This window comes from Nonlabens ulvanivorans, assembly GCF_000732625.1.
Taxonomy (GTDB): Bacteria; Bacteroidota; Bacteroidia; order Flavobacteriales; family Flavobacteriaceae; genus Nonlabens; species Nonlabens ulvanivorans.
The window spans coordinates 1527192-1541837 of sequence record NZ_JPJI01000032.1; the positions used below are offsets into that span (position 1 = coordinate 1527192).

Annotated in this window: 12 protein-coding genes; 1 reads left to right on the forward strand and 11 read right to left on the reverse strand. The window is 34.6% G+C overall.

Annotated features, from left to right (window positions below; genetic code table 11):
* Positions 1-25 precede the first annotated feature (25 nt).
* From IL45_RS13900 to IL45_RS13910, 3 genes are read right to left on the reverse strand one after another with little or no spacing between them, the layout of a single operon-like run.
* On the reverse strand, positions 26-3295 hold the full coding sequence (locus tag IL45_RS13900) for a T9SS type B sorting domain-containing protein (protein ID WP_036585433.1): 3270 nt from the start codon (positions 3293-3295) through the stop codon (positions 26-28).
* A 50-nt stretch (positions 3296-3345) separates the two neighbouring features.
* Complete coding sequence (locus tag IL45_RS13905) at positions 3346-4188, reverse strand: ABC transporter permease (protein ID WP_036584977.1); 843 nt, start codon at positions 4186-4188, stop codon at positions 3346-3348.
* A gap of 2 nt (positions 4189-4190) precedes the next feature.
* Positions 4191-5087 (reverse strand): ABC transporter ATP-binding protein, encoded by an 897-nt coding sequence (locus tag IL45_RS13910; RefSeq protein WP_036584979.1) that lies wholly within the window; start codon positions 5085-5087, stop codon positions 4191-4193.
* 71 nt (positions 5088-5158) lie between these two features.
* Between IL45_RS13910 and IL45_RS13915 the strand changes: the two genes are divergently transcribed.
* A complete protein-coding gene (locus IL45_RS13915) occupies positions 5159-6214 on the forward strand; it encodes a hypothetical protein (protein ID WP_193743656.1) in 1056 nt (351 codons plus the stop codon).
* A 98-nt stretch (positions 6215-6312) separates the two neighbouring features.
* On the opposite strand, the gene IL45_RS13920 is transcribed toward IL45_RS13915, so the two are convergent.
* The 8 genes from IL45_RS13920 to katG form a co-directional block, all read right to left on the reverse strand.
* The gene (locus IL45_RS13920; protein ID WP_036584981.1) at positions 6313-7113 is read right to left on the reverse strand and encodes a type 1 glutamine amidotransferase domain-containing protein; all 801 of its coding nucleotides are present in this window, start codon (positions 7111-7113) and stop codon (positions 6313-6315) included.
* 64 nt (positions 7114-7177) lie between these two features.
* Positions 7178-7753, reverse strand: coding sequence for a Crp/Fnr family transcriptional regulator (locus IL45_RS13925; protein ID WP_235183360.1), 576 nt, complete (start codon positions 7751-7753; stop codon positions 7178-7180).
* 37 nt (positions 7754-7790) lie between these two features.
* Positions 7791-8510: a 3-ketoacyl-ACP reductase gene (locus IL45_RS13930; RefSeq protein ID WP_036584985.1), complete on the reverse strand. Its 720-nt coding sequence runs from the start codon at positions 8508-8510 to the stop codon at positions 7791-7793.
* 201 nt (positions 8511-8711) lie between these two features.
* Positions 8712-9065, reverse strand: a complete 354-nt coding sequence (locus tag IL45_RS13935) for a hypothetical protein (protein WP_036584986.1) — start codon at positions 9063-9065, stop codon at positions 8712-8714.
* A 15-nt stretch (positions 9066-9080) separates the two neighbouring features.
* Complete coding sequence (locus IL45_RS13940; RefSeq protein WP_036584988.1) at positions 9081-10916, reverse strand: ABC transporter ATP-binding protein; 1836 nt, start codon at positions 10914-10916, stop codon at positions 9081-9083.
* A 132-nt stretch (positions 10917-11048) separates the two neighbouring features.
* Entirely contained in the window at positions 11049-11405 is a 357-nt protein-coding gene (locus IL45_RS13945) for a hypothetical protein (RefSeq protein WP_036584989.1), read from the reverse strand.
* A 17-nt stretch (positions 11406-11422) separates the two neighbouring features.
* Entirely contained in the window at positions 11423-11944 is a 522-nt protein-coding gene (locus tag IL45_RS13950) for a hypothetical protein (protein WP_036584991.1), read from the reverse strand.
* Positions 11945-12092: 148 nt separating this feature from the next.
* Entirely contained in the window at positions 12093-14390 is a 2298-nt protein-coding gene (gene katG / locus IL45_RS13955) for a catalase/peroxidase HPI (RefSeq protein WP_036584993.1), read from the reverse strand.
* Positions 14391-14646 lie beyond the last annotated feature (256 nt).

The window sequence follows — 14646 nt, forward strand, 5'->3', positions numbered from 1 at the left end:
AGAAGTAAAAATAGGCAATTTGATTTTATCTTTTTAAAGTGAAATGTGAGGAAAAGGTCGTTCCATCCATTAAAGTTGCAGTGAACCAGTAATCACTAGAAGGCATAGGGTTACCATTATAAGTACCATCCCATCCTACACCATCTGCTGCGATTTGTTTTAATAACTTACCGTAGCGATCAAATATAAAAATCTGTGCGCCTGGCTCAAACGTGAATGAAGTTCCTATCAACTGCCAGTAATCGTGATAATTATCATTATTAGGCGTGAAGTAACGAGGATATCCTATGACACTAAATTCTTGTTGTACTGTACCACAACCATTTTTATCTCTTACATATAAGGTGTAAAAACCTGGTGTAAGATCATCAAATATAGGACTGTCTTGGAATGGTTCTTCTAGACTTACTCGATATTCATAATCGCCTAAACCGCTCACATTTGCGGTTGCTGTTCCGTTACTTGAGGTACCTGCATGTATGACGTCAATACTATCTATAGTTGCGGTCTCGCTTATAATTACTGTTACTGTCCTGTTACTAGTACATCCATTAGTATCAGTAACTGCTACTGCATAATCACCACCAGTGGTTACTTGTATACTAAATGTATTTTCTGAGGTGCTCCATAAGTAAGTATAATCAGATGGAGAACCTGTTATGATACCTGCATCAATAGTAAGTGGCTGTGGATTATTACCACAGTAATCTATAAGAGCTACTGGTTCTATAATTGGTAAGTCATTAACGATAAGTTCTACTTCACTAATTCCAAAACAGTTTCCGTCAGGTGATTCTGCTCTAGCAAATATAATTTGACTATTTGGAGTCGTATTATCATAAGTGATTGGTAACACATTTTGTTCTGTCAATGCATCGTTTAAACTTGCATAATAATTCAAGGTTACATTTGAAGGAGCTGTCATTAATACAGAACTATCAGCATCAGTAAGGTTAAATGTGGTGATACCATCTGCAACACCATCATCATCACAACCGGTAAGAATAGTGTCTTGTGCATCACTTGCACTAACCGATAAAGTAATTTGAGATGTGGTGTAGCAACTAGTAGTATCATCTGTAACTCTCGCATATACTATTTGTAATGGAGTTGTATTTGTATAACTAGTATTATCTAATGGTGACTGGTTGTTGTCTGCATCACTTTGATTGATGTGATAGGTTACGGTAACACCAGTTGCGCTAGCGGTAATGGTTTCATCAAACTCAGATAAATTAAAAATTGTCCTACTATCTAAAACACCATCTTCATCACATTGAAAAGCATTAGTGTCATTAGCGACTGGTTTAGGATTAACGATTAGATCAAAGCTGGTGGTGTCTACACAGCTTGTTTCATTGCTATTAACGACTCTAGCAAATATGTTCTCACTGAAAGCAGTGGTGTTTGTGTAGGTCGTTGCAAGTGGATTGTTTCCAGAATCAGCATCTGCTTGAGATTCATGATAGCTTACAGTAAAATCTGCAGTGGACTGAGTATCTAATATTAATGGCGTTTGAATACTTAAATCAAAAGTTTGGAAACCGTCAAAGTCATCGTCACATACTTCTAGGTCATTTACTGAATTAGCTGTTGGTTGCGCAAAAATCTCGATATCAAAACTTGTGGTATCATAACAATCTTCGTTATTATTATTACTAACACGAGCAAATATTGTTTGTGTCGTTGTAGTGGCGATATAAGGAAGTGTTACAGGATTTGCACCATTGTCTGCATCTGCCTGTGATAAATAGTATTCTACATTAAATATAGTGGCATCTTGAGCACCTAAAATTTGTGGAGTTGCTGTTGTCGTAAGGTCAAAGGATTCTGAGCCATCATTGTTGATATCACAAACATTTACATTAGTTGCCGCATTTGCTATTGGAGTATCAAATATCTGAACACTTTTACGGTAGGTTCTTACAGATCCATTAATGGTTAATGTAAGTACGACATTATATACACCAGGTGCTGCATAGACATGTGTTGGGCTTTCGACAGACGAATTTGTTCCATCACCAAAATCCCAGTTTACTAATGTAGGTGGTGTGTCAGAGTCAAATTCAAAAGTAGTGTTATCACCTAAACAGGTAAATTCTACATCTATTAAGGCAAAGAAACTTTGTATAAATGGAGGCAAACCTTGGGCAGATAATCGTCCTGCTAGTGGTATTGCATCATGGACATAATTACAACCTTGCCCTGCAACATTGGGATTATTGATCACACCTAAAAAGCTACGACCATCATTATATGTATCAGATAATGCTCTATAAATTTTCTTATCGATTCCCAATTGTAAAGATCCTCTATAACCAGCTCTGGTATCAATAACAACTGTTGAAGAGGCCGGATTAGGACTAGTCATATCAAATTGAAATAGAGTAGAAGAGTGCGCCGCGGGATCATTACTATTTGTATCATTAGAAGCTGTTACATATAATAAGCTACTGTCTGGAGAAAACTCTACACCATATCCACTTCTATTTTGTCCTGTAAATTGAAGTTGTCTCTCATTACTAACGATTCCGGTCAATTGGTCATAATCATATAAAAAGCTACCTGTTCCCATATTACAAGAAACCATGTATTGACCATCTGGAGAAATTTTAAGATTACCACGTCGTCCACCGTTGTTAATGGTTGTGGCAACTTGAGATTTAACCGGTACGGGATCTACGCCTGTAGGACTAACGGTGAAGGTATAAAAGGTATCAAAAGCTGTACCTATCCCATTAAACTCTGCAAGAGCCGTGACTAATATTTCATCATTAACCCCATGATTAATAGCGGTAATTTTTTCTGAACACGTACTAATTAAATTATTAGGATTTGTAATACTAGAAACAACAGCACCTTGATTGAGGTTTGCGGTCATATCAACTTCATACCAATGTAAACCACTATCCTGACCACCGGTAGCAGCGGTATCTACTGTAAATATGTAATAGATATCTGGATCTTGTGGTTTAGGTATAATGATCGCACTTTGAGTACTGGAAGGATTACCACGCAATCCTTGACCATTTTGCATGATTAAATGATTTCTATCAAATACAGTGATACCATCAGTATAAAAAAGAAGGTTTCCGTTTGAATCAGATATAGATGCACAACCTTCAAAGGTGTCTAGTTGACCATTGGCAAGTGGTGTGACAGCACCTGTTACAGGATCAAATGTGATACCAGCATTAAATCCAAAATACCAATTTGAAGCTTCTAGTTGAGCAGTTGATAATTGAGATACTGCGATTATTAGTAAAACTACTATCGCAACTATTTTCTTTTTCATAAAAATCATAGTTGCGAAAATAGTACATACTTATCACAATTTTATGCTAATTATAAGTCTCTACGTTTTAAGATTTTATAAGACCAAAAAATAAACAAAAAGCTCCAAGCCATTGAAGTCACTACATTTATTAGACTAACACCATAATCTTTAATATACTGACCTTGAGTTAATTGTTCTATACCACCTTGAACGATTGAAATCTTAGTAAATGGTTCTTTTATAAGTAAGCTAGCAGATTCTAACGGTAAAATATGTTGAATAACATTCCAAGTGTCCACATCATATTTAAAATCAATAAAAGAGCTTAAGCCTCTGATAACTAGCTCAAAAATCCACCATACACCAATTAATCCTAATGCAAATGCACTACGTTTTACTAGTACACCAGCAAATAGACAAAAACAGAAAAACATTAAGTGACTGATGAAAAAAGCAGGCAAATATTCCATTTTAGAAAAAATTATTCCAATTTCTAAATAGTCAGAATGAAATAGACCTAGTATTAAAGATGCTATAAATACAATCATAGTGGTAAGTAGTGCAAGTGTAATCGCTAGATATAATTTTGATAGTATCAATTCTTTCTTGCTTAGTCCATCAATAAGATTTTGCTTTAAAGTTCTATTACTATATTCATTTGCAGTAAGAGAAACAATTACTATCGCAATGAAAATTTTCAGGAAACTTACCATATAAGTGCTCAAGTGCCAGATATATGGAAAATTAAAAATACCTAAGTCGGATAAGCTACCTTTAAATCCATTGATATTCACCTGAATTAATCCAGTAAACATTAATAAAATAACGATGACTAAATAGATTATAGTAAGGACTTTAGAGCTTTTACTATATTTAAATTTATGAAATTCTATATCGAGTAATCTTTTCATGGCTAGTTGTGGTTAGTAAGTTGGATAAATTGATCTTCAAGACTTTGCTTTTTAAGGAAAAGCTTGTTGAGAGAAATGTTTTTTGCAAAAGCAGCAGCATTAATTTTACCTAGATCAACAGGTTGATTGAGTACGACTTTAAAACCTTCGATTTCCTCTTTAACAGATACAGCATATGGTTGCCCCTTTAAAAATTCAAAAAGACCATCTCTATTTGTAGCATCTAGATGTACCACACCATGATTATGATTCATTTCATCTACTGCGCCACAATAAAGAGTTTTTCCCTGTCGCAATACAATGACATGAGTACATACTTTTTCAACTTCATCCAGTAGGTGAGAAGCTAGTAGAATTGTGGTTCCTGACTTTGCGATGTCTTGAATAATATCTCTAATCTTACGTATACCTTGCGGATCTAGACCATTAGTAGGCTCATCTAGGATTAGAATTTCTGGATCATTTAAAAGTGCACTGGCAATAGCCAGTCTTTGTTTCATACCTAAAGAATAAGTACTGAATGGACTATGCTTGCGTGCTAGCAAATCTACTACTGCCAGCTTTTCTTCAATCTTATCTTTAGCGATGTTTTTAATTTTACAGACCAGTTCTAAGTTCTGAACAGCGGTCATGCTAGGATAGAAATTAGGTCGTTCTATAATAGCTCCTATACGTTTAAGTGCATCATGATTTGTGGTGGTCCCTTCAAACCACTCATAAGAACCAGAAGTAGGATTCACAACATTAAGTACCATTCCTAGTGTAGTGGATTTACCACTACCATTAGGACCTAGGATACCGTATACATGACCTTTTTCTATTTTAAAACTTACGTTATCTACAGCTTTGAGACCGCTGTAGTTTTTAGAAAGGTTTTTTATTTCTAGAATAGTTTTCACAAGCGAGTTATTTTGGTTATTATGTATGACTGTAAAATAATAAAATTGTTACCGTAAAAAGGTACAAATCTATGATAGAAGAAAAATTACTTTCACGTAAAAAACCTACTTATCCTGTAAGTCAGGCACTTAATGCGTATCTAAAAAGATATAATAGACAAACTAGTATACAAGTGTCTTATGATGATCTATTAAGGTTTCAAGGCTGTATTACAGTCTATGATAAAAATGAGGAAGATACCTTATGGGTAAGATGTTATTACTCAGACTCAGAGCGTGATATTATAGATGCTGCCCTTAAAAAGGTCTATGATATTTTACACAGTGATGGTAGCGATGATCTACTAGATTATTTAAGCGTTGACGCTGTAGATTATTGCACCTTTGGTAATACAAAACCATTCCGTATTAAGATTAGAAACATCTTAAATGATGGTTTTACATATTTCTATGTGAAAAAAGCAGATGCGTCGCGTGTTTATGGATTAGAGTTAGAGCACCTTTTATCACCGCACCGTATCAACTTTTTAGTTTATGATAATACGCTCATTGAAGAGCATATTGCCGGTATACCAGGAGATGAATTTATTGCAGACTATATTAAAGATTGTACTGAGTCTGAACTTACACAAATTGCAAAAGAGTTTGTAAAATTTAATGAGCGTTGTTTTATCAGACTTTTAGGTGATATGCGTGCTTATAATTATGTTGTGATTCCTACACATGATTTTGATCGTGTTAGTTATGCCATACGAGCGATTGACTTTGATCAACAATGTTATGAAGGTAGATTAAAAGTTTATCGTCCACAGTTTTTTAAAGAGAACCTGCCTATGGTTCAGAATGTTACCGATCGTTTAAAAAACCAAAGTATCGATCAGTATAAAAAAGAAGAGCGAGCTTTAATTTCTAAAAGATTGATTAACACACAGAGTCGTTATCGCAGTCTTATGAAATGTATGAGAGCAGATAAAGTGAGTACTCCAGAAAAAACAAAACAATTAGGTCGCGAGTTACATGAATTTACTAAAGATGTGAAGTTTAAAAGATCTCGTAATATGGGATCTGTGCTAGCAAACGTTTTAGACTTTGTGAAACGTAATTATGAACACGTCCATAAAATTTAAGGTTGAATAATTTAAAATTATACGCTTTCGCGAAAGCGTATAAAAAAAGCCCAAAGCTATTCAACAGCTTTGGGCTTTTTTATATACTTACTAATGGATTATTTCAATCTCTCAAGTAACTTTTCTGCAACAAGCTCTGATGAAGCAGGATTTTGACCTGTAATCAGTAAACCATCTTCAACGGCATAAGGATTCCAGTCGTCTTTTTTAGAATAAATACCACCATTGCTTATCAACATATCTTCTACTAGAAAAGGTACCACATCTGTAAGCTGTACAGCATCTTCTTCACCGTTAGTAAAGCCAGTAACTTTTTTACCTTTTACTAGTGGAGAACCGTCAGTGTTTTTAGTATTCTTAAAGATTGCTGGTGCATGACATACAGCAGCAACCGTTTTATTATTGTTATAGAATGACTCAATCAGTTTAATAGAGTTTTCATCTTCTGCAAGATCCCACAATGGTCCGTGACCACCAGGATAGAATACCGCATCATAGTCTGATTGAGAAACCTCACTTAACTTAAGTGTTTTAGAAATTTTATCTTGTGTTTCTTGATCTTCATAGTACCTCTTTGTTGCAGGTGTTTGAAAATCTGGTTGTTCACTTTTAGGATCGATAGGTGGTTGTCCACCTTTAGGTGATGCAAGTGTCACGTTTACACCTTTATCTGTGAGTAGGTAATATGGTGCAGCAAATTCTTCTACCCAAAAACCTGTTTTCTCTCCAGTGTCTCCTAATTCATCATGACTCGTTAATACAAATAATACATTCTTCATAGCTGTGTTTTTTGTTTCTGTTATCTCTTTATTTTCTACAGGATTATCTTTCTCTTGTGTTTTTGAACCGCAAGAGTTCAATAATAATGTAGCGATAAAGACTAAAGTTATTTTATTCATTTATAATAATTGATATTGTTAATACAAAATTATGATGAATAGTAGCCTTAAAAATTGATGTATGTTAAGAAACACTGCTATGTGTAATTTCTTTTCTAATTCTGCTTAAACTTTCTGTTGTAATTCCTAAATAAGAAGCGATATGATAATTCTTTACACTTTGCTCGATATTAGGATAGGTAGTAATAAAAGATAAATATCGTTCTTTGGCCGTTTGCGAGAGGCTAGCGAGAATCCTTTTCTGAAAACTCGCAAAAGCACCTTCCATTTTTTTTCTAAAAAAGGTTTCTAACTGCGGAATCTCGAGCAACAGTTTTTCCATATTAGACCTAGATATTTTATATACTATGGTGTCTTGAATAGTTTCAATATTCATTATGGATTTACCGGTATTGAAAAAAGCCGTGTAATCACTAATCCACCAATCATTAATGGCAAATTGTATAGTGTGCTCTTTACCTGCAGTATCTATAAAATAGGTGCGCAGACAGCCTTGATCAACATAATATTGATGATAAACGGTGTCATGCGCCTGTAGTAAAGAGCTACCTTTTTTTAACACAATACGTTCCATTTTTTCATCAATCATTCTACTTTCAGTTTGAGAAAGTACAATGTCTTTAAAGATTTGAGATATCATGGAATTGTATATTGTCATTATAGATTACTCAAAATCATTAAGGATTAGTGGACCATAATGCGGCACTCTTAAGCATTGCTCTTTTAGGTAATTTAAGTCCTGCAACAATCAACTCTGCAAAATCTTCTGGTTGTAAAACGCTGTCTTCAGAATCTTTACTTGCAATTCCTAAATCAATAGACATATCAGATGCAATAGTGCTAGGAGTAAGCGTACAAACTCTAATGTTATTTTTACGTACTTCTTTCATTAAAGATTCTGACATTCCGATTACCGCAAACTTTGATGCAGAATATGCTGATGTACTAGCATTACCATTTAATCCTGCTGTAGAAGATACATTAATGATTTCCCCATGGTTTTGTTCAATAAGGTGTGGTAATACTTCTTTAGTCACATAATACATTCCCATGACATTAGTTTGTATAATCTGACTCCATTGATCTACAGGCATATCGTTTAAAGTTCCAAAAGCTGCAATACCAGCATTATTGACTAATATATCTATAGAACCTAAAGTGTCTATTAACGATTTTATACCAGTTTGAACTTCTTCATAATTGCCTACATCAAATGTGGCATAAGTAGCTTTAACTCCTAACTGTTCTAATTCAGAAACAGTAGCCTTAAGAGCTTCTTCATTTCTTCCTGTAATGGCTATATCTATTCCTTCTTTTGCAAATGCTATTGCGGTCGCTTTTCCTAGGCCACGACTACCACCGGTGATTATTGCTTTTTTACCTGTTAAATCTTGCATGTATTTGGTTTTAGAGTATGTGTATAATCAAAATAAATGAACTGTTGTTGTGTCATATTTTGAGTTAATTAATGCCTTTTAAGACGGCTAAATTATGCATTTTGAATGGTTATAGCGATCTTGTTTATATTAATCATTTGTGAATAAATGGTAAGTGTCTAATAATTATTTTCTTGGGTTTTTATATTGAAAATAGGCCTTTTAACTATTAGAATACCCTAAATGATAAATCGCGATAGCATAAATGAATATCATAACTAGCATTGGGATTTTATTTACAAAAGCACCGGATAAAGCTACAAGTCCGATGGTAGCAGCTAATAGTGCTAAAGAAAAAAGAACAATAGCGATAATTCTGGCCCATCGTTTTGCTTGAAAAACAAATAGTAACAAAACAACTGTCAGTACAAACCTTACACATTGCTGTATCAGTTTTGACGTATTTATTTCTGGTAGGGCAGATTGATAGAAATATATGGTATGAAGAGAAATTAACAGAATACTAATAGAAATTAAGATGGTTCTACGTTTGCCTAATTGTGCTAATTCGTTCATTGTTATAAAATTCTTTTATTGATAGCCTGCTGCTTGTAAATTAAATAGCTTTTCATATAATTTAGGTTCTGACATAAGTTCTTCATGCGTTCCTATTTCTGCTACTGTACCGTTTTCAAGGACCAATATTCTGTCTGCCATTCTAACGGTAGAAAATCGATGTGAGATGATGATACTAGTTTTACCTTTAGTAAGTCCTATAAAACGTTCAAACACGTCATATTCTGCTTGTGCATCTAGTGCGCTAGTAGGTTCATCGAGTACAATTACATCTGCATCTTTCATATATGCTCTAGCAAGCGCTACTTTTTGCCATTGCCCACCACTTAGTTCTTGCCCTTTTGCAAATCGTCTACCTAATTGTTGATCTATTCCGTCTTTCATAACTTCGACTACTTGGTTAGCGAGACTGCGATCTGCTGCGTCGTGTATCATAGGATCGTTAGTTAATTCACCAATGTTTCCGACAGCAATGTTTTCGCGTAAGCTGAATTCATACTTAAAAAAGTCTTGAAATATGACTCCAAAACGTTTTCTATACTCTTGTTTATTAAATTTAGAAATATTGATTCCGTCTAGTAAAATTTCCCCTTTTGTAGGTTCATAGAAACGTAGAATCAATTTAATCAAGGTAGTTTTTCCTGCACCATTTTGTCCCACAAATGCCATTTTCTCACCAGCTTTAATTTTAAAACTGATACCTTTTAAGACTTCTAAGTCACTACCTGCATATCCAAAATGAACGTTTCTAATTTCAAAACCTTCTTTTATTTCTGCAGGAATAGGAGTGTAGACAGTCGCTTCATCAATAACCTCAATATCGAGAAAATCAAAGTAATCTCTTAGATATAAAGAGCTTTCTGAAATGGCTGTAAATCTTGAAAAGAAGCCTTGTAAATTATTGCGCAGTCTATTGAAGGAACCAGATAAGAACGTTAATTCACCAATACTTAAGGTACCTGAAATCACTTTAAAAATGATAAAAATATAAGCGCCATAATAAGATAATATTCCCAATACATTAAATAGAGAGCCGTAAATGCTTTGCTTTAAAGATAGCTTTTTATTGATCTCATAATAATCACCAGATAATTTTCTAAATCGTGCAGCGATATAATCGGTTAGCCCAAAAAGCTTGACCTCTTTGGCGGTCTGATTATTAGCTCCTATAAACCTTAGATAGTCCAGTTCACGACGTTCTGCCGTCCAGCTGCGTGCCACAGAGTAGCGGTGAGAGCTGTATTTTGCCTCATTTATAAATGATGGTATGATACTTAATACTAACAAGATGATCAATAAGGGCTCAAAGTAAATTAAACCAGCAATTAACGATCCTATAGAAATGATACTTTGTATCTGACTTAAAGAGGCGCTCATCAATCCTACACGACCGCTAGTTTGTTGTCTTGCGCGCTCTAGTTTATCATAAAAATCTGGATCTTCTAATTGTTCTAGAGTGAGTTCATTAGTTTTTCTAATGATTTTTTCTGAAGAAGCATTAGAATATAAATCACCTATAAGTCCATCCGTTAAATTGATCAATCGATTCAATAAATCAGCTATAATGGCTATTCCTAGTTCAATACCTACATAGGTCCATAATTGCGTCAGGTCTTGTTGATCCAGTGAGATTTGTAAAATCACCTCATCGATGATTAATTTACCGACCCACAAAAGTGCTACAGGACTAATAGCTGTAAGCAATCTTGCCACAAAATTGGTCACAAATAATTTAGGACTAGTGCGCCATATTTCTTTAAAAAATCTAGGTAAGGTCTTTAATGCGCTGAAAGAGAACGTTTTTCCCTTTTTACTTTGTTCTTTTATGGATGCTGGTGCTCTTCTCGCCACGTTATTTGTTTATAATGTAAAGGTAAAGCGATTTATACAGTTCGCTTACGCGAAAAAGTAATTTAAACATTCCTTAAGAACTTTAAAAAACGTCTACTTTATTAGTAAATCATATTAAATACTCGAGCTTCTTTACAGGTAAGGATTACCACTATAATGTCTAGGATATTTTTTACTCCAATCTTTACGCTTATTATAAATCACTAGTTTGAGTTCATTCAATTCGGGATGGCTTTTTTCTAGCTTTTTCATCACTGCAGACATTTCTTTTACTTGTTCTACCGTTATGTGTTCATTCCATATTAGTTGAGTTCCATATTTCTCTATCGCTTGAATACGATGATGCTTCACAGCATTTTGAAAATGATGCCAGTCAGCATCTATAGTTTTAGCATCTCTCTTTTTTATTATTGATAAATAGTAGAAGAAGAAAATCACAATGGAAAAAATAACTACCATTGTAACTAATAATATGATGGCACTATTCATCTAAGGAAATGTTTTAATTATTTCTCTTCCTTTTTTAAATCCACCATTTCAATGATGTATGGCTCTATACCCAACATGATAAAGTCTACATGCAATGTGAAGAGTACATTCTTTTGAGATTTATCTTTAAAAATTAATAAGCCTTCATAACCTGGCTGTCCTAATTTAAATATCGCTCGTGTTTTATATAGTAAATCTACATATTCAACCTTCTTCCAGTTGATATTGAACTTTTGTGCGGCTTCTCTAATAGCGTCATGATCCTCTTTAAGTAGTTCTGCATATCGAGTTCTACTCACTGCTTTTATAATTTCTTTATCCTCATCAGACATTAATAAATCTGGTGAGTCTGCAGCTTTATTTAAAAGAATTAATGAAACCATGTGACTCTTATAAGTCGATAAACCAAAAGCTTCTCGATCACTGATATCTTCAATTAATTCATAAGCTTTATTCTTCATCAAGTTGACCGTTTCATTCTGCGCAGTACTCAATTGGAAGAATAAAAGTAGAAATAGGGCAGTGGTGATATTTTTCATATGGTATCAATAATCTAATTGCTTCAAAGATAAAGATTGTGTGTCTATCTCAATTCTGTCACAGATTATAATCTAGATGTTTTATCCATCATGCAAAAAATCCCCAAACCATATGTTTTGGGGATTTTAATATTAAAATTTATTTGTCTTATTCTAAATCAAATCGATCTAGATTCATCACTTTAGTCCATGCTGCTACAAAATCATTTACAAAACGCTCTTTTGCATCTTCACTTGCATATACTTCAGACAGTGCTCTTAATTCAGAATTAGAACCGAATATTAAATCAACGCGAGTCGCATCCCATTTTTTGTTATTTGTATTGCGCTCTACAATCTCAAATAAATTCTTATTATTTTCTACTGGTTTCCAACTATAATCCATGCTCAATAGATTTTTAAAGAAATCATTTGATAACGTTCCTGGCTGCTCTGTAAGGATTCCAGTTTTAGAACCATCATAATTTGCACCTAGTGCACGCATTCCACCTACTAATACAGTCATTTCTGGTGCACTTAATGTTAACTGTTGTGCTTTATCTACTAATAACTGTTCTGATGTAAGAGTATATTCCTTTTGCTGAAAGTTAGTAAATCCATCTGCCATAGGCTTCAATAAGTTAGTGCCATCGATATCTGTTTGATCTTGTGTAGCATCAGTTCTTCCTGGTGTAAAAGGTACGTCAATAGAGTAACCTGCTTTTTTCGCAGCATTTTCAATAGCCACATTACCACCTAATACCACAAGGTCTGCTATAGATATCTTTGTACTTGAAGTATCAAAATCGTTTTTAATATCTTGGTAAACCTTGAGTACTTTTTTCAATTGAGCTGGATTGTTTGAAGCCCAATTTATTTGAGGTTCTAATTGTATTCTACCACCATTTGCTCCACCACGACGGTCTCCATGACGGTAAGTAGATGCGGCGTTCCATGCAGTTGTAACTAGCTCATTAGTCGTTAATCCAGATGCTTTTATTTTACCTTTCAGTATATTGATATCGCTAGTAGATACTAATTTGTAATCTCTAGTTGGTACTGGGTCTTGCCAGATAAATTGCTCTTGAGGCACTTCAGGTCCTAGATAAGTAGTGCTAGGTCCCATATCTCTATGTGTTAGTTTGAACCACGCTTTCGCGAAAGCGGCATCAAATTCCTCAGGGTTTTCATAAAATCTCTTAGAAATCTTTAAGTATTCTGGATCTTTAATCAAAGATAAATCGGTCACTAGCATTGTAGGAGCAACTTGCTTATCCTTATCAAATGCATGTGGATACATTTTTTCTGGGTTTACAGCCTCAAATTGGTGAGCGCCTCCAGGACTTTTAGTTAGTTTCCATTCGTGTTCAAAAAGACTTTTAAAATAACCGATTCCCCATTGTGTAGGTGTATTAGTCCATGTAACTTCTAAACCAGAGGTAACAGCATCTGCTCCTTTACCGCTTTTATGAGCGCTTTTCCATCCCATTCCTTGGTCTTCAATTGCTGCACCTTCTGGAGCGGCACCTAAATTCTCACCGCTAGAAGCACCATGTGTTTTTCCTAAGGTATGACCACCTGCAATTAGTGCTACAGTTTCTTCATCGTTCATTCCCATACGACCAAAAGTCTGACGGATATCGTGTGCCGCCAATACTGGATCTGGATTACCGTTAGGACCTTCTGGGTTTACATAGATTAATCCCATTTGTGAGGCTGCTAGTGGTGTTTCTAATTCTCTATCTTCATTGAATCGTTCATCACCTAGCATTTCGCTCTCAGAACCCCAATAAACATTAGTCTGTGGTTCCCATGTATCTTCACGACCACCAGCAAATCCTAGTGTTTCAAATCCCATATTTTCAAAAGAAACATTTCCTGCTAGAATCATTAAATCTGCCCAAGATATTTTCTGACCATATTTTTGTTTTACCGGCCATAATAACCTTCTTGCTTTATCAAGGTTAGCATTATCTGCCCAGCTATTTTGAGGTGCAAATCGTTGTTTACCTTCACGCGTTCCACCACGGCCATCTCCAGTTCTATAAGTACCAGCACTGTGCCACGCCATTCTAATGAATAGTCCGCCATAGTTACCAAAATCTGCAGGCCACCAGTCTTTTGAGTCTGTTAAAGCTAGTTCGATATCCTTCTTAAGCGCATCATAATCTAGGCTTTCAAATTCTTTCTTATAGTTAAATTGTTCTCCTAACGGATTAGACATATCACTGTTTTGACGTAGGACACTTAAGTCTAAAGAATTAGGATACCATTGCTGGTTGGTTTTACCTTCACCTTTAGTCATTGATCCTGCTGACTTTGTACTACCAAAGCCAAGTGGACACTCAGCCTTACTTGTTGCAGCTACATCAGTAGGCTTATTCATGTGGAAGGTGTAATAATAGCCTCCAAAAAGACCTAGTAAAGCGACTATCGCTATACTTGAATAAATTAAAATTGTTTTCATGTTTATTGATTTGTTCGCAAACTTATCATAATTACAATCTATCAATAATAATTATCCATAAATATATTCTATTAAAATATTATTCAAAGTAATTTACCTATTCATGGTACAACTTGGTATTAGAAGAATGTTTTGAATCTATATGGAGTGAGAATAGAGGTATCTTAATGATAACACACAGTATATAACTTCATCGTTACCATTTTTATCATATTTGTTAGGTATTGGATAGTATAAAAAAAAATCCTTGAACTAT